17 protein-coding genes are annotated in these 16,455 nt (G+C 57.7%); 6 read left to right on the top strand and 11 right to left on the bottom strand.

What is annotated here, in order from left to right; translation table 11 throughout:
* Window position 1: 1 nt before the first annotated feature.
* The 7 genes from ACTJKE_RS24190 to ACTJKE_RS24220 form a co-directional block, all read right to left on the bottom strand.
* Window positions 2–1,162, bottom strand: coding sequence for a toll/interleukin-1 receptor domain-containing protein (locus ACTJKE_RS24190; protein ID WP_440692625.1), 1,161 nt, complete (start codon window positions 1,160–1,162; stop codon window positions 2–4).
* A 35-nt stretch (window positions 1,163–1,197) separates the two neighbouring features.
* On the bottom strand, window positions 1,198–1,683 hold the full coding sequence (locus ACTJKE_RS24195) for a TIR domain-containing protein (protein WP_440692627.1): 486 nt from the start codon (window positions 1,681–1,683) through the stop codon (window positions 1,198–1,200).
* A 219-nt stretch (window positions 1,684–1,902) separates the two neighbouring features.
* A complete protein-coding gene (locus ACTJKE_RS24200) occupies window positions 1,903–2,835 on the bottom strand; it encodes a DUF4238 domain-containing protein (RefSeq protein WP_440692629.1) in 933 nt (310 codons plus the stop codon).
* A gap of 103 nt (window positions 2,836–2,938) precedes the next feature.
* Window positions 2,939–3,478, bottom strand: a complete 540-nt coding sequence (locus tag ACTJKE_RS24205) for a DUF4145 domain-containing protein (protein ID WP_440692631.1) — start codon at window positions 3,476–3,478, stop codon at window positions 2,939–2,941.
* A 614-nt stretch (window positions 3,479–4,092) separates the two neighbouring features.
* Window positions 4,093–4,392 (bottom strand): HigA family addiction module antitoxin, encoded by a 300-nt coding sequence (locus ACTJKE_RS24210; protein ID WP_058328813.1) that lies wholly within the window; start codon window positions 4,390–4,392, stop codon window positions 4,093–4,095.
* Window positions 4,393–4,423: 31 nt separating this feature from the next.
* Window positions 4,424–4,705 (bottom strand): type II toxin-antitoxin system RelE/ParE family toxin, encoded by a 282-nt coding sequence (locus ACTJKE_RS24215; protein ID WP_058328814.1) that lies wholly within the window; start codon window positions 4,703–4,705, stop codon window positions 4,424–4,426.
* Between the two features lie 242 nt (window positions 4,706–4,947).
* Window positions 4,948–6,252 (bottom strand): PAN domain-containing protein, encoded by a 1,305-nt coding sequence (locus ACTJKE_RS24220; protein ID WP_440692633.1) that lies wholly within the window; start codon window positions 6,250–6,252, stop codon window positions 4,948–4,950.
* Window positions 6,253–6,440: 188 nt separating this feature from the next.
* Between ACTJKE_RS24220 and ACTJKE_RS24225 the strand changes: the two genes are divergently transcribed.
* Window positions 6,441–7,139: an SH3 domain-containing protein gene (locus ACTJKE_RS24225; protein WP_440692635.1), complete on the top strand. Its 699-nt coding sequence runs from the start codon at window positions 6,441–6,443 to the stop codon at window positions 7,137–7,139.
* 151 nt (window positions 7,140–7,290) lie between these two features.
* On the opposite strand, the gene ACTJKE_RS24230 is transcribed toward ACTJKE_RS24225, so the two are convergent.
* The 3 genes from ACTJKE_RS24230 to ACTJKE_RS24240 all read right to left on the bottom strand — a co-directional run bounded on the left by ACTJKE_RS24230 (window position 7,291) and on the right by ACTJKE_RS24240 (window position 9,478).
* Window positions 7,291–7,788: a hypothetical protein gene (locus ACTJKE_RS24230; protein ID WP_440692637.1), complete on the bottom strand. Its 498-nt coding sequence runs from the start codon at window positions 7,786–7,788 to the stop codon at window positions 7,291–7,293.
* Window positions 7,789–7,798: 10 nt separating this feature from the next.
* Window positions 7,799–8,662 carry a PGN_0703 family putative restriction endonuclease gene (locus tag ACTJKE_RS24235; protein ID WP_440692639.1) on the bottom strand — a complete coding sequence of 288 codons (864 nt, stop codon included), beginning with the start codon at window positions 8,660–8,662 and terminating at the stop codon, window positions 7,799–7,801.
* Window positions 8,663–8,752: 90 nt separating this feature from the next.
* Complete coding sequence (locus ACTJKE_RS24240) at window positions 8,753–9,478, bottom strand: DUF2726 domain-containing protein (protein WP_440692641.1); 726 nt, start codon at window positions 9,476–9,478, stop codon at window positions 8,753–8,755.
* Between the two features lie 400 nt (window positions 9,479–9,878).
* On the opposite strand from ACTJKE_RS24240, the gene ACTJKE_RS24245 reads away from it, so the two are divergent.
* Window positions 9,879–10,316, top strand: coding sequence for a YybH family protein (locus ACTJKE_RS24245; protein ID WP_440692643.1), 438 nt, complete (start codon window positions 9,879–9,881; stop codon window positions 10,314–10,316).
* 258 nt (window positions 10,317–10,574) lie between these two features.
* Here ACTJKE_RS24245 and ACTJKE_RS24250 read toward each other — a convergent pair whose 3' ends face one another.
* Complete coding sequence (locus ACTJKE_RS24250; RefSeq protein WP_440692645.1) at window positions 10,575–10,844, bottom strand: helix-turn-helix domain-containing protein; 270 nt, start codon at window positions 10,842–10,844, stop codon at window positions 10,575–10,577.
* 95 nt (window positions 10,845–10,939) lie between these two features.
* Here ACTJKE_RS24250 and ACTJKE_RS24255 point away from each other — a divergent pair, with 95 nt between their 5' ends.
* From ACTJKE_RS24255 to ACTJKE_RS24270, 4 genes are all read left to right on the top strand, one after another.
* Window positions 10,940–11,830, top strand: coding sequence for a LysR family transcriptional regulator (locus ACTJKE_RS24255; protein ID WP_440692647.1), 891 nt, complete (start codon window positions 10,940–10,942; stop codon window positions 11,828–11,830).
* A 251-nt stretch (window positions 11,831–12,081) separates the two neighbouring features.
* Window positions 12,082–12,714, top strand: coding sequence for an SDR family oxidoreductase (locus tag ACTJKE_RS24260; RefSeq protein WP_440692649.1), 633 nt, complete (start codon window positions 12,082–12,084; stop codon window positions 12,712–12,714).
* Window positions 12,704–14,380 (top strand): thiamine pyrophosphate-dependent enzyme, encoded by a 1,677-nt coding sequence (locus ACTJKE_RS24265; RefSeq protein WP_440692651.1) that lies wholly within the window; start codon window positions 12,704–12,706, stop codon window positions 14,378–14,380. The genes ACTJKE_RS24260 and ACTJKE_RS24265 overlap by 11 nt, the downstream gene beginning before the upstream one ends.
* A complete protein-coding gene (locus ACTJKE_RS24270; protein ID WP_440692653.1) occupies window positions 14,377–16,455 on the top strand; it encodes a hydantoinase/oxoprolinase family protein in 2,079 nt (692 codons plus the stop codon). The genes ACTJKE_RS24265 and ACTJKE_RS24270 overlap by 4 nt, the downstream gene beginning before the upstream one ends.

Below are 16,455 nucleotides of genomic sequence, written 5' to 3' on the forward strand. Positions count from 1 at the left end.
CTTACGCCTCCCAAGCAGCCAGATCCCAGCTGGCATGGCTAACTCTCATCGCTCTTACAGAAGTTATATTGTCATCTAGCCATTTCAAATGGGCCGCCCATGCCTCACCGATGCCGACCTGATCATAGACAAGAACGGGAGTTCCTCGCTGCCGTGCGTTTCGCGCTCTCTCAGCAACATCGTTTAATGTAAGGGCGGTAGGAACGCCAACGATCGGGTAGGCCCAGACCCTCTGGCCATCATCGAGCCTTATCGCGACGGCTCTATGAGCGCCCACCCCCTCAACGGCTCCCTCAATCTTCAGAACCTCGGCTCGAAGCTTTCCGGTAATCGACATGTAGCGTGAGGCGATACTACGGCTGCGCAGCCTCTCAATCGCAACGACGATATCGTCTGCGGTACTGGAAATGATCGGGCCATCGTGGCCTTCAAGCTCGCTGGGATCGAGGTAGATTGATTCGGCAAGGTCGGTGAACTTGCTTGGACGGTGCTCCGGCCATACAACGCGAAGTACGTGGATCTCCTTAGATCTGGCCCGCCCGATTTCTTGTTTGGTCCATTTGCTTTCGAAATAGGTCGGTGTGTCCAGCATCACCATTACGTCAGAATCACACAGTCGGTGCCAGAGAACGTCTTGAAACGCTTCACCAGGCCGAATGTCGTGCGTGTCCAAGAATACGTCATACCCGCGGGAGGAGAGTAGGTCGTGAAGCTGAATCGCGGCAGATTTAGACTCTACACGGCGGTAACTTACAAACACCTGCCTCTGTCGCCGAAGCAGTCCGAGGCATTCCAATACTGCCGCAGCTAGCTGACGCATTTCCGGATCATCATCCGACCTTTGATGTCCATTGAAGACCTGCAGAAATTCAGGGATTACACCCGAGAAATTCTCATCTCGTCCGAAACATGGAAGGATCGGGGCACTGTCATGCACAACCGCCTTGGCGACCTTCGTATCCGGTTTGGTATGATGGCCGAAGTAGACTGCAGCGAATGCGGCGTGTCTATCTCGTTGCTCCAACTCCGCTCCAGTTCGAATGACAACGTCAGTTCCGATCTCAAGTGAGTAATCTGCAATCATCTCCGACAGTGTGAGCCGAAGCCGTTCGCGCTCAACTGGGAGTTCGCCGCCCAGAAACCCAATCTCGTATATGCTCATGTTTCACCCATGGGGCGGCGTTCAGGGCGTGCCACTCAGGCTCGCAGATTGATTGCCGTCTCGACCCAGTCCGCCAGATTGTTCTTGATGTGGTCGTAGACGTAGCTGCTCGTCGAGTACGGTGGATTGTACACTTTTGCCCACTTTGACAGCGGATCGCTGCCGACGGTGAAGCCGTCAAACGGGTTTGACCCCATGGTGGTCTGGTTGCCACCAGAATCTTTCAGATTGTGGATGTAAACCCCAAGAACGCCTTTTCCGTCGTCAAAGGCTTTCTGGATTTCATATTGCACCCATTTGCGCTTCGCGGTCCTTTGACCGATGAGTACAATTAGGCAGCTCTTGCCCTTCAGATTCTCATCGATCCATTTCTTGATCGCAGCGTCGCCCTGATTTTCGATTTCTTCCCATTTATTAGCGCTTAGAAGCGGCTGTTCTTCCACGACGCCCATGTTCTTGACCTGCTGCACCCGCCAGTGATCGTCCTTGTAACAAAAGCTGAGAAATGTTTTTCGCGCCATTGGCGACCTCCCGTTCTAGTTGTTTTGCTGAGCATATAAGCGTCGTCCTAATACTGCAACGTGAGGTATAGTTTCAGGCGAAAGATTTTCTGCGTGTCTCGGCGGCGACGATCGCCTATCAGCGTCGGAGCAATCCTGGACCGTCGGGCTTCAAAGACAAAAGGTCGTTCCCCAGCAACCGTGCACCTTCCGCGGCTTTCAGCCGCCGAAGGTGCCGCATCAGGCCGATTCTGAAAGCCTTTCCGGCGCCCGAATAAGGGACATATACTTCCGCTTGGAAATACCGCGGCGGACCTCAGCCAAGTCGGACTTGTCCCAGCCGTAGACGTGGCGTCTCGCCTGCCCGATCTGTTGGGCATTGCTTTCGCGAACGAGCTTGCTTTTCGGCGCCCTCAGGAAAGCGTCCATAGTCGGCTTCAGCGTGCAGGCGACAAATAAATGTCTCGGACTGATAGGTAGGCAGATATGGCCATCCAGCCGCAGGAGGCCACCGGTCATCACAACGGGCCGGTCTGACGTAACCAGCCTCCGTGAGGCCTTATCGGTCCTAATAATCGACCATGACATGCCTGCAATGGTCTGCATGGCCTTCTGATTCTGTATCAACTGCGTGCCGATGAGGAGAGCAGAACGGTCGGGAGCTTCCGGATAGTGCTGCCGGATGGCCTCTTCCGCAGTTGCAGGTTCGTGAGGTTCGCGGAACTTGAGATACTTCGCCTGAAGCTCAGCATCCGGCTGGTCGAATATCGCGTTCACGCTCACCTTCATCTTCAGAACCTCTTCCGGGTTCCGAAGGATCAAAGAAAGGATGAAGCGCGCCCAGTTGTAGCGGTCGGGAAGGCTCAGGGGCGCCCCCGCCAACAACTTGTCGCGCACCTTGGCCGCGTCCGTGTCGACCTTGCCAAAAAATACCCGCTCGACGTTTTGCTTCGTATCTTCGGTGGTGCCCGGAAGGGTGTAAAGGTTGTAGACGAAGCCGGTGGAATCCGTTCCGCGCCGCCGTGAGCGGATTTGGTTGCTCGGTGGAACCCGCCCGTATTCTTCAAGTTTGTCGTCGGCATTGAGCCACGGGCGGAGGTAGAATTGCGGGATGTAGTGGTGCTTCTCCTGCTTGAGGAGCTTTTTCAGCTTCCGCAATTCTTTCTTTTTCACGGCGTCTCTCAGTATTCTGTAATAGAGCCAATTTTTTTATACCATTCAGGCGGTCGCGCGGATGCGGTGGGTCAACCGGATTGCCCTGTTGTCCACCGCATTTTCACAGATTCTTCCTTCGGTCGATAATGCGCTGGGCCTTCGCGTCCAAATTCTCTCGCCGCCTTTCCAGCAGCTCAATTAGCGCGTCTTCAAGCAGTTCGAAGCAATCCAGCAATTCCTCGAATTCGACAACCCCCTCGTGGCTGCCGATGTTGCCGACTATGCGCAGCGCCGTTAGCGCTTTGTCGTGACCGGGCCGAGCATCCTTCAGAATGGTGATGCGGTCAGACAAGTTTAAATACGCGTTCTTCGCCTTCCCCTTGGGGCCCTTGCGGGGGATATCCAACTGGTCGAGAACCAATTCCACGACGATGCGCAGGCGATTTGCGCAGGCGCCGGAATCCGACCAGAATAGCTCGAATGCCCGCGTCATATGCAGCTTGGCTTCTTTCCCAAGCTTTTTCGGGACTTCGATCATCGGCGGCGCCGGGTGCATGATGCGCGGCTTATAGCTGACATCGGTATAATCGTGAGTGTCGCCAGTCTCTTCGTCCGTCTGATAATGGTAGTGCTCCTCGAAGTCTCCAGCGACTACAACCATCTCGCCACATCCAGCGGCGTTGCAGACCAGATACCCGCTGAAGCGGCCCCACGAGAGTTCGCCTCTCAGCTCATCTGCTTCAAGGCTGTTTGTGACGTGAGTAGGCTCATGCCGAACAAAGGTATCGGCCCTTGTCTTAAGCTTCCCTCTTCCGCATCGTGGGCAATCAAACCGCACGAAGGAACCGGTACTCCTCCTCCATATTGCCCTGTCCACGCCGCCTCCGAATCAACAACTTCCCCGTGACCATCACAATATTCTAGGGATACCTTGCGCACCAACGACCTGTCCCCTCAATTCTCGGCTATGAGATGGCGCACATAGGCCGGCCCGCACGTCAGGATGTCATCCCTACGGCGGTGATCCTCGACCATGTTTCGATCGGCTCAGCGTTTTGCAGACGAACAGACTGTCGGCTTCCAGCAGCTCGAGTGGGCGAAGTGAATGACCAAAGTGGGGGCGCATGCTGCCGTTCACCGACTTAAGCGTGGAAGTCGCCATAGGGGCGGCAGAATCGTGCTCCCACGAGCCCGCTACTGCATGTTGCTGTGATGTTCACCTTCTGGGCCACGAAGATCGCATAATGTATCGACTGGAATGTGCCGAGGGTCCGGCTATGCTGCTCTATCGATTTCCGGGATCAGCTCCAGTTCGCCATGAAGCGCTATTTCCTCTGTCTTGAGGTTGAAGCTGGTCTGCATGTTCATCCAAAATTCCGGCGTTGTGCGGAAATACTTGGCGAGGCGCAGAGCGGTATCCGTGGTTATCGGTGTTTGCTCCGCCGCTATACGTTCGATGCGGGTGCGCGGAACATTGAGCTTTTTCGCCAGTGCACCGGCGCTCATGTTCAGCGGAAGTAGGTACTCCTCGCGAAGGATTTCGCCCGGATGGACCGGCGGAAGGATATGGGTCATCTCAAGCTCCCTGTGTGCCACGAATTGGCCTTCAATGGTAGTCAACGATTTCGACGTCTTCGATGCCGGCCTCTGTCCATATGAAGCATATGCGCCACTGATCATTGATCCGGATCGAATGTTGGCCTTCTCTGTCGCCCTTAAGGGCTTCAAGTCGATTTCCCGGAGGGGAACGCAGGTCGTCGAGAGCGGCTGCGCTGTTCAGGATCGTCAATTTACGAACAGCCGACCTCACGATGTCTGAAGGAAAACCTTTTGGTGCTTTGCCGCGTGCAACAGCTTCGGTCTTGGCATCCTTAAATGACCTGATCACGTCCGGCTCTTCATGTTTGTATCATATGGTGATACTGGTGAAAGTCAACCAATACGTATCACTGCGCGATACAGATTCGCAATCGCAATCCGGTTTATGCCACCCGAAGGATGCCCATCCTCGGTTCGATTTCCTCTCAAGAGTAAAGATCCGATGATTTGGGACGTCTCGAATCCCGACAACCGGAAACGGTTCTGCGTCCGATTCCGCTTAACCCGGGCAGGTCGGGCTGTGGTCAGTTGTCAGTCGAGCCCGATAACCTTCGCTGGTGCGAAGGTTTGAAAAGTCTTGACACCGGAAATCATACCGGACTTGAAAAGAGGTGTGCCGATGGCGCCTTTCATCCAGCACTCCCTCTTTTTCTTGATGTAGGTGAATGCAACACACCGGTCATTGTCGATGCAGGCCAGTCGGCACTGAAGTGGCGTTGCGTTCGCGATTGACGCGCGAACGCCCAGGTCGCCTCCAGGCAGATCAACATCCTCGAATAGCGCTTTCTTCGGATCGATTGTGCCCATGCTAAATGGCGTTGGATCTGCGTCCGCGCTTGCCAGGAATTTCCCAGAGATAGCGACCGAGTTTCCGTCCGCGCGACCTTCGTTTGCTTTCAGAAAGCAATTTGGTCCCCGAACAATCTTCGGATTGGCATTGAAGGTGAACGCCTTACAGACGCCGTTCATCTCTAGACAACTCGTCGCGCATTCGGCGACGTCGACCGTCCTCTTTGAAGCGAGGTCATCGCCAAACAGGTCAAGGCCAGCGTAGACAGCGATACGCGTCGGCTTACGGGCGAATTCTTCAATTGCCGACAGTTTCTCACTCTGACCGGGATCGATCGGCGATGGGTCGGAAGCGGCCACTTGTTGGCTGTTTGCTTCAGGAGTGGGTACTGCGCTTGTGTTTGCCGTCGAGGATGGTGCGCCTTCGGGATTGACTGCCGGAGTTGTGGGGATCGGCTCGTTCGAGGCCGTCGTCGCGCCCTTGCGATTGAGCTTGTAGCGACTGATTTCCTCGCTCGAGAACACATGCATCTGCGACGGAGGCGTCTTGAACATTGTTGTCATGACTTCTGCCGACGTATCGAAGCGAGCGAGCATGTCGATGATATCGGAAATTGACAGCTGTGCGTTCACCAGGTCGTTCGATTCACTGGAGATCTGGTGCACGCCAAGCTCACCGTCCACCTGGCGTTCGACACCCGCCATAAAAATAAACGCGCAGGCCGAGTAGCAGCCTTTACCTTTCGGAATAAAGGTGGAGAGGCGCCTCTCATGCACGTCGTCGGCAATCAGCAGTGCCATCTGGACAGCGCCGCCGACGCTATCGAGCACCAGCAACCTGGCTTTCTGTGATGCATGCAGCGCGCGCCTGAAGTTCAGGGCGGAATAGAGGTCGATCTCGCCCGTGAGTGTGATGACGCTGGGGTCACTCTCCTCGAACGAGAAGGGACCAAATTTCTTTGTGGCAGCGAGCGCTGGATTACACACAAGCGAAAGGGCCAGGCAGAATGCCCATATGCGAATGAGGCCGAACGGAAAACTCGGCAAGATTAATACTCCCACGCTCTGTCTATATTCAGAGAACATTGATCAAATTGAAGTTGCAACACAAAAAAGCCGCAACGGTTAACGGAGCGACGTAATCGGATGTCGGTCCCGGGCGCGGATGCTATTTCGTGGGCTTGCCCGTCTTCCAGAAAGCGTTGAATGATACAACCCTGGGGCGGGGAACTATCATGCGACGAATTCTTGTTGGCGGGGCCGTAGCTGCAGCATTGATCTGGCTCGGCGCAAAAAGCGACAGGCCAGCGGCGGTCAATGAAACGCGGCTGCCTTCAGCAGGAATTGTCGTACAAGAACAGAAACCCGTGGCGGCAGACGCCATCCAAGTCTCTGCGGCTACGCCTCGGCAACACCAGTCCGCTGCAGCGGTTGAAAGCGCCGGCACTGAGGAAATGATCGCCACGGTCTTCGTGCGCGGCAAGCGTGTCGCCCTACGAGAGGGACCGGGGAAAGAGTTCCGGATCCTCGATCGCTACGATGCGGGCCGGCCGATCCGCTTGCTGTCTGTCGATGGGGAGTGGTCGCGTGTGCAAGACAATCTCACACGAAGAGAGGGCTGGATCGCATCGCATCTGCTAAGCTCCGACAAACTGCAGTCGGAGCCAAGGCGTGATAGCTCCGCATCCGGAGAGCCAGCACGCGAAGATCCGATCGAAGTCCCGCGGATTTCCGACACCGTGATTGTACAGCGCATCATCGCTGAGTCGATCTCCGGTTACAGCGGCTCCTGCCCATGCCCGGAAAGCCGCGATCGGGGTGGACGGCGCTGCGGACGCAGGAGCGCGTATTCGAAGCCGGGTGGAGCAGCCCCAATCTGCTATCCGGGCGACGTCTCAAAGGCCATGATTGATGCGTTTCGCTCGCGATTGTGACGGAATTCGGTTCTGCTGTAGACGGCTCGGGTCCAGCGGCTCAGCGTTCACCGAAGGCCACCGGAGTTCATCGCCAGTCGAACGCGGTGCTCAAGTCGCCTGAATTTGCGAAAGATGAGGAAAGTACTGGTCCGCGTTGCTGACCAACTCGTCATTCGACGTGAGGCATATCACCCCACCTTATCCTCAGAACAGATTTCGTCGTTTTAGGAAGCTTGGAGCGATCGACCATCCGGGATGAGACTTCGAAGTCCGCGTTGATCTTCACGACGAGCAGCTTACTGAAGTTGCCTGATACCTTGACGGAAACCTCGTCCTTTGACTTGAATGGCGTGATCGTTTTGATCTCAACGTGATCGTTACCTAGCCTACCATCGGCACCCTGCGCGTAGTTCTTGTTCAGCTTTATTCCGTAGGTGATGGCGCCGAAGAGTTCCCCAATGTCGCCGTACACATTGAGATGACGACCTGTCTCAAGATGGTAGTTTTCTGCGAGCGACAAGAGATCCTGAAAGTACGGGATCAAAGACCTGATTGCATTGGGATATTTGGCGCGCCACTCCTGGTACCGGAGCTGTTCTTCCACGTCGGACCAGGAAACCCACACGCCGTCGTCATAGAAGGCTCTATCCCAGATATAAGCATCCATTTCAAACCTCTTAGAAGTTCGACGTTCGCGACCCCGCCCTTGCGATTTTACGATCGACCCATGCAGAAAGGCCGTTCCAAAGTTCATGGTCTCGGCCGAGGTAACAAGCGATTGCGATGATCTGTTGGTAGGAGATCGGCGTGATCGCCGCTTGCCCAGCGAGACTGGCATCCACCAGGCCCCGCTTTACCTTCCGCGCTGTCGGGAAATTGGGGTGGTCGGCAAAGGCTGCGAGAGCTGCCGCTTGAAGGTTGCGGTGCTTGCCTATCGCTGCCGCCAGCACTGCGTTGCGCATCCACTGATAGGCCTCTCCCTTAAATGGGCAGGGCGTATGATCAACGCCCGGATCGAGCGCGAAGACCTCAGGGATGTATTCCCAGTACCGAATGCCCTTGCCTGTAAGAGCACAGTTCGCGCGGACGCCGTTACGCGGGTTGATTTGGTCAGCGTAGCTTCCGTTGCATTGTCGTTCGCCCGAGCGCGACACAGCCGTTTGGCCACATTGTCCTCCGGGTTCGGTGAACTTGCACTCGATAACGAGCGCGGCCATCGAGCCTACGGCAAGCACGTCGACTTGCGTAGGCCTCGGTTCTCCCAGCATCCGATCGCTATCCGTCCACTCGAGTGTTATCGCCCATGGACCGCCCGGCGCCACTCCCACACGCTCGGCTATGGCGTCGAGGATGCGGTCGCGATCGGTGCTCATCTTGAGTGTGCCGAACACGTCGATTGCGATGGCTTGCGAGGAATGTGCCTTGTGCGCCTGGATTCTGTTGGTTCGGTCACGATGCCAGGGGAACGCATTCCAGTCCTCGATCGCTCCGTGGCTGGCCGGAAACAGGTTTTCGCGAAGTACCTCGAAATCGGAGATCATCTCGGGGCTGCCTCATTTCCATCAAGCCAAGGCAATGTTTTCCTCCAATGGAGGGAGCTCGACCGTGCAGGCATTCGTGATGAGGGCGCGTTAGGTGACACTCGGTTTATCCACCAGCTTCTCGACCAAGCGCCTGAGTTCCGACGGGGTCGTTTGGCCAGCCACGACCTCGTAGTATCCGATCCCGGCGCGTCGCAGCGCCTCTTTCTTTACTGCGTCGCGCGCGGCCGCGGCCCCTTGGTGGTGCGCTCCGCCCTGGTATTCGATGACGTGCCGCGGTTGGCAATTGCTGTCTACGAGCAGCAGATCGACACGCTTGGAGTTGATACAACGGTAGGCGTCCGCATCGGTGCTTCGGAGGATCTCACCCAGCGAAACCTGCGCCATTACCTGCCAAGAAGGATTGCAGGCGATCACGACGCTGTCGAGTTCCCTAAACACGCGTGCTTCGCTCTTGTTGAGGAGCGGTTGAATGGTGAAATGCGAGCGCATCACGATACGCAGTTGATCCGTGGCGTCGACTGGTCTCAATGGTTCCGCAATTGGCTTCTGAAGCCAAGGCCCCGGTATGATGCGCTCATTGCTGCGCTTTTCCTCCCAGCGTGATCTGTTTTTCTCCCGCCACGCCTGCTTTCTCATCGTGGATAGGAGCTGCTCAACGGCCATGCCGATGATGAGACCGACAAGCAGGGCGGCGATCAGCAGTTCTGGCTTATCGAAATCTGCAACAGTTATACCACCCGAAGCGCCTAGTGCGGCAGCTCCGATGATCAGTCCAGGTGCTGCGAACAGCACCGACCTTTGGCGATAGTGCATGCCCCTCTCCAGATTTCCCGCCAAGATAGTAGAACGCGTGGAGGATGCGCGAAAAGTCACCCAAGAGGATTAGGTTCCGCGGGCGACCGAACCAGGACTTATCGCATGCGAAAGCCTGGGCGGAAGGTTCGATTCCCTTCAAGGCGAGGGATACGCAGTCGGCTTGCCGCCGTGTCGCTTGGGCAAGCGCCGATCGTCGCGAGCGGGTGGAGAGCGGCCATTTACCGAGCCGTCTCAATACGCTGCTGTCGCGAACCTTGTATGGCGCCGTGCTATACTGACCAAGCCAACCTGCACTGCGCTGCAGTTAGGGAAAATGCCTCGCTGCTGCGGACACACAGAATGTTGACCTACGGGAGTTGCCAGTCCGGATCAGAGATACAACGACAGGGAGGATGACGTGTCCCTTGACGCCAATGACTTCGATCAAACAGTTGAAAAATACCACCTGGCTCTGGATGAGTTCATGAAAGGAAACCCCGCGCCTGCGAAGAAGCTCTTTTCCCAACGAGACGATGTAACACTGGGCAATCCCTTTGGCCCTTTCGTGCATGGATGGAAGCCGGTCGTTGAGACGATGGAACAGGCGGCATCGAACTACAGGGACGGCGATGCTACCGGCTTCGAAAACATAGCGAAGTGTGTGACGTCTGAGCTGGCATACCTCGTCGAAGTAGAGCGGCTCAGGTCCAAGGTTGGCGGTCGAAGCGATGTTACCCCTCTGGCGTTACGCGTGACGAGCGTCTTTCGCCCAGAGGACGGTCTCTGGAAGATTGTCCATCGGCATGCCGATCCGATAATGACGGCTCAGCCGGCCGATTCGGTACTCCGCCGATAGAAGCGGTTGCGGTTTGGGGAAGCGGTTCGATCTCGTAACACCTTTGCTGCGGCAGCGCGGCTATTCTCCGTTCTCTCCCAAGGGTCGGCCCACATCATCGAGCTTGCATCGGATGGCCGCTCTGGGGTCGAAGGGAGCCGTTCTTCTCGAGTCCTGTGCACGGCTTTGTTGCGAGGATGTTCGCGTTCTGGGCTAAAAGGGTCCCAGAATGTATCGACCGGGACGGCCCGCAGGTTAGCCAGAGCGTCGACCCAAAGGCTAGTCCAATTCTGCTTCGCGCATGATCTCAAACGGATCGGCGCCGATCGCGCGGCTGACCTTCACGAACTCGGCAGCATCCAACCGGCGTTCACCAAGTTCAAACTTGGAAACGAACGTTTGTCGTTGGCCAATGCGCTCCCCCAATTCGACTTGAGTGATGTTTGCAGCTTTGCGGGCTGCGATGAGCCCGTCAATCATTCGACCGTAAACAATTGCGTGGAACGAAGACAAATCAGAGCGCCAGTTTGAGAAAACTGACGCCTTCAATAAAACCGATTTTCGGATACCCCAAAATAGGGTATTGATGGTTGCACAAGAGTGGACCACTCGCGTTTTCGTGGACCGAAAGTCGGAGCATGAACATGGAACTACGCCAACTCTCCTATTTCGTTGCGGTTGCCGAGGAGCTGCACTTCAATCGGGCGGCGGTGCGGATGTGCATCGCTCAGCCGGCGCTGAGTTCTCACATCCAGGCGCTGGAGAAGGAACTGGGTGTCCGGCTGCTCGAGCGGTCGACGCGCCGGGTCGAACTGACGCGGGCAGGGGAGGTGTTCTACGATCGGGCGGTCCGGATCATTGGTGATGTCGGACTATCGGCCGAGGTGGCGCGCTCGGTTGCCGGCAAAGCGGCACGCACGATCAAGATCGGAACCGTTTATCCGGCAACAATAGGCGTGCTGCCGGCGTTTCTCGCGCGCATCGGCCGGAAGTTTCCGGATGTCGCTTTGCATGTGACGAGCGGCTCGACCAGCGACATCATCCGTGGACTAGAAAACGGCCAGATCAATCTCGGCTTCATCCGACCGGTCGAAAACATCGGCTCCTTGCGCTTCTTCTCGATTGCGCATGAGCGCTATCTGCTGGCGGTCGAAAAGACGAGCGAGCTGGCGCTTCGGAGCGAGATCGACATCGAGGATCTTCGCTCCGAGAAGATTATCGCCTTTTCCCGTCAGAACCTCTCCTATTCGGAGCGGTATTTCTCGGAGATGTTCGAGACCCATGGTCTGACCGGCAACATCGCCTATAGCTGCGACGACACGTTCTCGCTGGTGTCGCTGGTTTCGGCCGGCCTCGGCATCGGCTTTGCCCCGGAATGGACGAAGGATCTGCCGAACCGTGGTTTCGAGCTTCGGCCCGTGCGCGGTGTCGATCTCAAGATCGGGCTGGGGGTTGCGTGGAACAAGGAAGACCCGACCGCATCTAGAGACGACATCATCGACATTGCCCGGTCGCTTGCGCGGCCGGGCAGGTAAGGGATGCGGCCGCTGGATGGGTTCGTAGATGTCCGTCGCAGACCGGGTTGCTGACTGGGTGCATCGCCTTTTCACTCGCGCAACATCCTAGCCGCGAAAGCTCTCCCTTGCGTAGCGAGGGAGCCTGGACCCTCTTGTGATCTCCTTCGCATGATCCTCGGACAAGCAGAACTTGCCGAAGGGTGTCAATTTCTTGATTTCTACGCGCGGCACCCGGCGGCATTCTCTGAGTGCCTCATGGAGATCGTGTGATGACGAAAGCACTAGTTACGGGGGCGACACGTGCCCCTGGACGCGTGATCGCGACGACGCTCGCAAAAGGAGGCTGGGAGGTGCATGCTCTCGGCCGTGATCGAGTTGTTCTTGAAGAGATGCGCGGCGACCATGGCATCGTCCCGATGGCAATGGACTTGACCGATCGCGACTATGTTCGTTTCGTTGTCGAAGGAATGGAGCCCGAGGCCGTCATCCACGCGGCCCTTCGGTGGCCCGAGGAAATCGGATTTCTGCGCCTCACCGAGGCGGATATCGATATGGCGCTTGAGGTCAACCTGTCCGCGACGCTGCATGTCACGCGTGCCGTCCTGCCTTCGATGATCGCACGGCGCCGTGGCGCCTTTCTGATGGTATCGCCCGATTACAGGGATGCTGGAAGTGCTGTCGAAAGGACAGTCGCTGCGGCAGTGGACGCGCTCGCTCGCGCCCTTGACGACGAACTTCGCGGTACAGGCATCACGGTCCATCGCCTTCCCTTGGGCAAGCCGCCATTCAATGGATTGGGGCTTGAGGCGCTTTCACTGTTGGCCGCTTCGGGTTTTCACGCGAACCCAATGCCGATGTCATCTGAATCTATCGAACGACAGGAACATGAACATGGAACGTAATGGAGGGCAGTTGCTCGTCGAATGCCTCTTGGCGCTCGGTGCAACGAAGAGTTTCGGCGTCCCGGGAGAAAGCTATCTGGCAGTGCTCGATGCGCTGCACGACACGCCCGGTCGTTTAGACTTCGTTCTATGCCGCAATGAAGGCGGTGCTTCATTCATGGCGGCAGCGTACGGCAAGCTGGCCGGCAAGCCCGGCATCTGCTTCGTCACGCGCGGCCCAGGCGCCACTAATGCCTCGATCGGCGTGCACACAGCAATGCAGGACTCGGTGCCGATGATCCTTTTCGTTGGCCAGGTCGGCACCGAAATGAAGGGCCGCGAGGCGTTCCAGGAACTGGATTACAAGGCGGTCTTCGGCAGCATGGCCAAATGGGCTGTGGAAATCGACCAGGTCGAGCGCATTCCGGAGATTGTGTCGCGTGCCTGGACGATGGCTGTGTCAGGCCGGCCCGGCCCGGTCGTGATCGCGCTTCCCGAAGACATGCTCACCTCCCTCACCACCGCCCCCGTCTTGTCTGGGCCAGTCGACCTTGTGGAACCGGCGCCGGCTGCTTCCACCATGAAGCAAGTGCGGGAGATGCTCGTCAGCGCCAAGCACCCGGTGATCCTCTATGGCGGATGCAACTGGAAAGATGGTTCCATGGCCATAGTCCAGCGCTTCGCCGAAGCCTCCGACATCCCGGTCGTTGCCGTGTTTCGCTACCAGGACCAGTATGACAATGCCTCGCCGACGTTCTGCGGCGAAGCCGGCGTCGGCATGGTGGCATCGATTAAGGAACTGCTCAAGAACGCCGACGTCATCCTCGCCATCAACAATCGTTTCGGGGAGAATTCGACGGACGGCTACACACTCTTCGAAGTTCCGCAGCCGAAGCAAAAAATTATCCATGTCCATGGCTCGGATCTGGAAATAGGTAAGATCTATCGCCCCGCTCTCGGCATCCACAGCGGGCCGAACGCCTTCGCCGAGGCCCTTGGTGCTTTCGAGCCGATCAAGGGCGGCTGGGCGGAGTGGCGGGCAAAGGCACGCGCGGCCTATGAGAAGGGCTTTGAACTTCCCGACCTGCCGTCCCCGGTTGATATGGGCAAGGTGACCGCATTCTTGAACGATGTGCTGCCGGATGACGTCATCCTCACCAATGGAGCGGGCAACTTCACCGTCTGGCCGAACAAATTCTTCAAGTTCGGTCCAAGAGCGCGCCTGCTTGCCCCGCAATCGGGCGCAATGGGATACGGCGTGCCGGCGGCCGTGGCGGCAAAGGTCGCCCATCCCGATCGCACGGTCGTTTGCTTTGCCGGCGACGGAGACTTCCAGATGAACTGCCAGGAGCTGGCGACTGCACTCCAGCACGGTGCACAGCCGATCATACTTCTGCTCAACAACGGGATCTACGGGACAATCCGGGCGCATCAGGAGCGCACCTATCCGGCCCGCGTTTCCGGTACCTCCATGATCAATCCCGATTTCGTCGCGCTCGCAAAATCCTATGGTTTCCATGCCGAGCGGGTGGAGTCCACGATTGATTTCGCCGCCGCCTTCGAGCGTGCCCGCGCCTCGAAGACCGGCGCGCTCCTCGATCTTGACATTTCGCCCGAAGCGCTGACCCCGCGCCAGACGCTCAGCCAGATGCGCAATGCTGCCCTTTCTGCAAAGGAAACCGCATGACACAGCGTCACGAAATCCGACTTGGTGCCGATATCGGCGGAACCTTTACCGACATCGCACTGGACCTGAGAGGGAAGCTCTTCTCCACGAAGGTTTTGACCAACTACGCGGCGCCAGAACAGGCAATTCTCGATGGGATCGAGATCGTCACCAGCGACGCGGGCATCAAGCCAAAGGATGTCGATATCGTCATCCACGGCACGACGCTTGCGACCAATGCCTTGATCGAGCGCCGTGGGGCGAAAACTGCGCTTGTGACCACGGAAGGGTTCCGCGACGTCATCGAGATGCGGACGGAAAACCGCTTCGAGCAATACGATCTTGGCCTCGTTTTGCCAACGCCGCTCATTCCCCGCGAAGATCGCTTTCCGATCAAGGGACGTATCGATGCACAGGGGAGGGAACTGCAACCCCTCGACGAGCAGGCGCTCGAAACCCTTGCCGGCGTGATCGCCGAGCGCGGCTTCGGCGCCGTCGCCATCGGTTTCATCCATTCCTATATGAATCCCGCGCATGAAGAGCGCGCCCGCGAAATCCTGTCGAGAAAGCTATCGATCCCGATTTCGATCTCGGCGGAAGTCTCTCCGCAGATGCGCGAGTTCGAGCGGTTCAATACCGTTTGCGCCAATGCCTATGTTCGTCCGCAGATGGCGGACTATCTCTCGCGCCTGCAGGTGCGCCTCAAGGAGATGGGAGCCGACTGCCCGGTCTTCATGATCCATTCGGGTGGAGGTCTCATCTCGGTGGAGACAGCATCGGAATTCCCGGTACGTCTCGTTGAATCGGGTCCTGCCGGCGGCGCGATCTTTGCCGCCGATATCGCGCGCCGCTTCAGTCTCGATCGCGTGGTCTCCTATGATATGGGTGGCACGACGGCGAAGATCTGCCTGATCGAGGACTACCAGCCGCATACCGCCCGCACCTTCGAAGTTGCGCGTACATACCGCTTCTGCAAGGGATCGGGGATGCCGATTTCCATTCCCGTGATCGAGATGATCGAGATCGGTGCGGGCGGCGGTTCCATCGCTTGGGTCGACGCCATGGGCCGCATCCAGGCGGGGCCGGAATCGGCAGCCTCCGAGCCTGGACCGGCCTGTTACCAGCGCGGCGGCGATCGCCCGGCGATCACCGACGCCGACCTTGTTCTCGGTAAGCTCGATCCGGATAATTTCGCCGGCGGCAAGATCAAATTGTCGGTCGCCAACGCGAGCGCGGCAATCTCCCGGGATGTCGGCGATAAACTAAAGCTTGGTTCCCAGGCGGCTGCCTTCGGCATTGTCGAGGTTGTGGATGAAAACATGGCCAATGCTGCTCGCGTTCATGCCGTCGAGAACGGCAAGAACATCTCCGAGAACATCATGATCGCCTTCGGCGGAGCAGCTCCACTCCATGCTGCCCGTCTGTGCGAGAAGCTCGGCGTTGACCAGTGCCTCATCCCGCAAGGCGCAGGTGTGGGCTCGGCGATCGGGTTCCTGAAGGCGCCCTTCGGCTATGAGGCGCTCGCCTCCAAGATCATGGGTCTGTCCAAATTCGAGCCTGGCCTGATCAATGCCATGCTGGACGATCTCAAGGCGACAGCCGAAGGTTTCGTGCGCGCCGGCACGGATGGCGAAATCATCCGCGAGATCACCGCCTTCATGCGCTATGCCGGTCAAGGCTGGGAAATCCCGGTGGCGCTGCCTGATCGCGCTTTCACCGACGCGGACACAGCGATGATCGAGAAGGCTTTCAAGGAGCGCTATGCGCAATTCTTCGGCCGTGCCGTAGAGGGCCCGGAAATCGAATTCGTCACCTGGTCGGTCAAGGCGCAGGATGTTCGGCCCGAGAGTGAAAAGTTCGAACTGAAGGTAGAAGGTGCCCGGGCGCCCGTGCCATCGAGCCGGTCGGTCTTCGATCCCGCCTCCGGCAAGGAGTTGGAGACGGCGATCGTACCCCGCGACACGCTCTCGCCCGGCGAGCGCGTCACCGGGCCGGCCGTCATCGTCGAGCGCGAAACCTCGACCATCGTCACATCGCCGTTCGATGCCGTGATCCAGGCAGACGGAACCATTCTTCTCGTGCGCAAAGGTCTGTGA

This window comes from Ensifer sp. 22521, from assembly GCF_052044795.1.
GTDB lineage: Bacteria > Pseudomonadota > Alphaproteobacteria > Rhizobiales > Rhizobiaceae > Ensifer.

Coding starts and splice junctions, on each gene's coding strand:
- ACTJKE_RS24190 (WP_440692625.1), bottom strand. CDS start 1,162: ATGAGCATATACGAGATTGGGTTTCTGGGCGGCGAACTCCCAGTTGAG.
- ACTJKE_RS24195 (WP_440692627.1), bottom strand. CDS start 1,683: ATGGCGCGAAAAACATTTCTCAGCTTTTGTTACAAGGACGATCACTGG.
- ACTJKE_RS24205 (WP_440692631.1), bottom strand. CDS start 3,478: ATGGTTGTAGTCGCTGGAGACTTCGAGGAGCACTACCATTATCAGACG.
- ACTJKE_RS24210 (WP_058328813.1), bottom strand. CDS start 4,392: ATGACCCATATCCTTCCGCCGGTCCATCCGGGCGAAATCCTTCGCGAG.
- ACTJKE_RS24225 (WP_440692635.1), top strand. CDS start 6,441: ATGCGACGAATTCTTGTTGGCGGGGCCGTAGCTGCAGCATTGATCTGG.
- ACTJKE_RS24230 (WP_440692637.1), bottom strand. CDS start 7,788: ATGGATGCTTATATCTGGGATAGAGCCTTCTATGACGACGGCGTGTGG.
- ACTJKE_RS24235 (WP_440692639.1), bottom strand. CDS start 8,662: ATGATCTCCGATTTCGAGGTACTTCGCGAAAACCTGTTTCCGGCCAGC.
- ACTJKE_RS24240 (WP_440692641.1), bottom strand. CDS start 9,478: ATGCACTATCGCCAAAGGTCGGTGCTGTTCGCAGCACCTGGACTGATC.
- ACTJKE_RS24255 (WP_440692647.1), top strand. CDS start 10,940: ATGGAACTACGCCAACTCTCCTATTTCGTTGCGGTTGCCGAGGAGCTG.
- ACTJKE_RS24260 (WP_440692649.1), top strand. CDS start 12,082: ATGACGAAAGCACTAGTTACGGGGGCGACACGTGCCCCTGGACGCGTG.
- ACTJKE_RS24265 (WP_440692651.1), top strand. CDS start 12,704: ATGGAACGTAATGGAGGGCAGTTGCTCGTCGAATGCCTCTTGGCGCTC.
- ACTJKE_RS24270 (WP_440692653.1), top strand. CDS start 14,377: ATGACACAGCGTCACGAAATCCGACTTGGTGCCGATATCGGCGGAACC.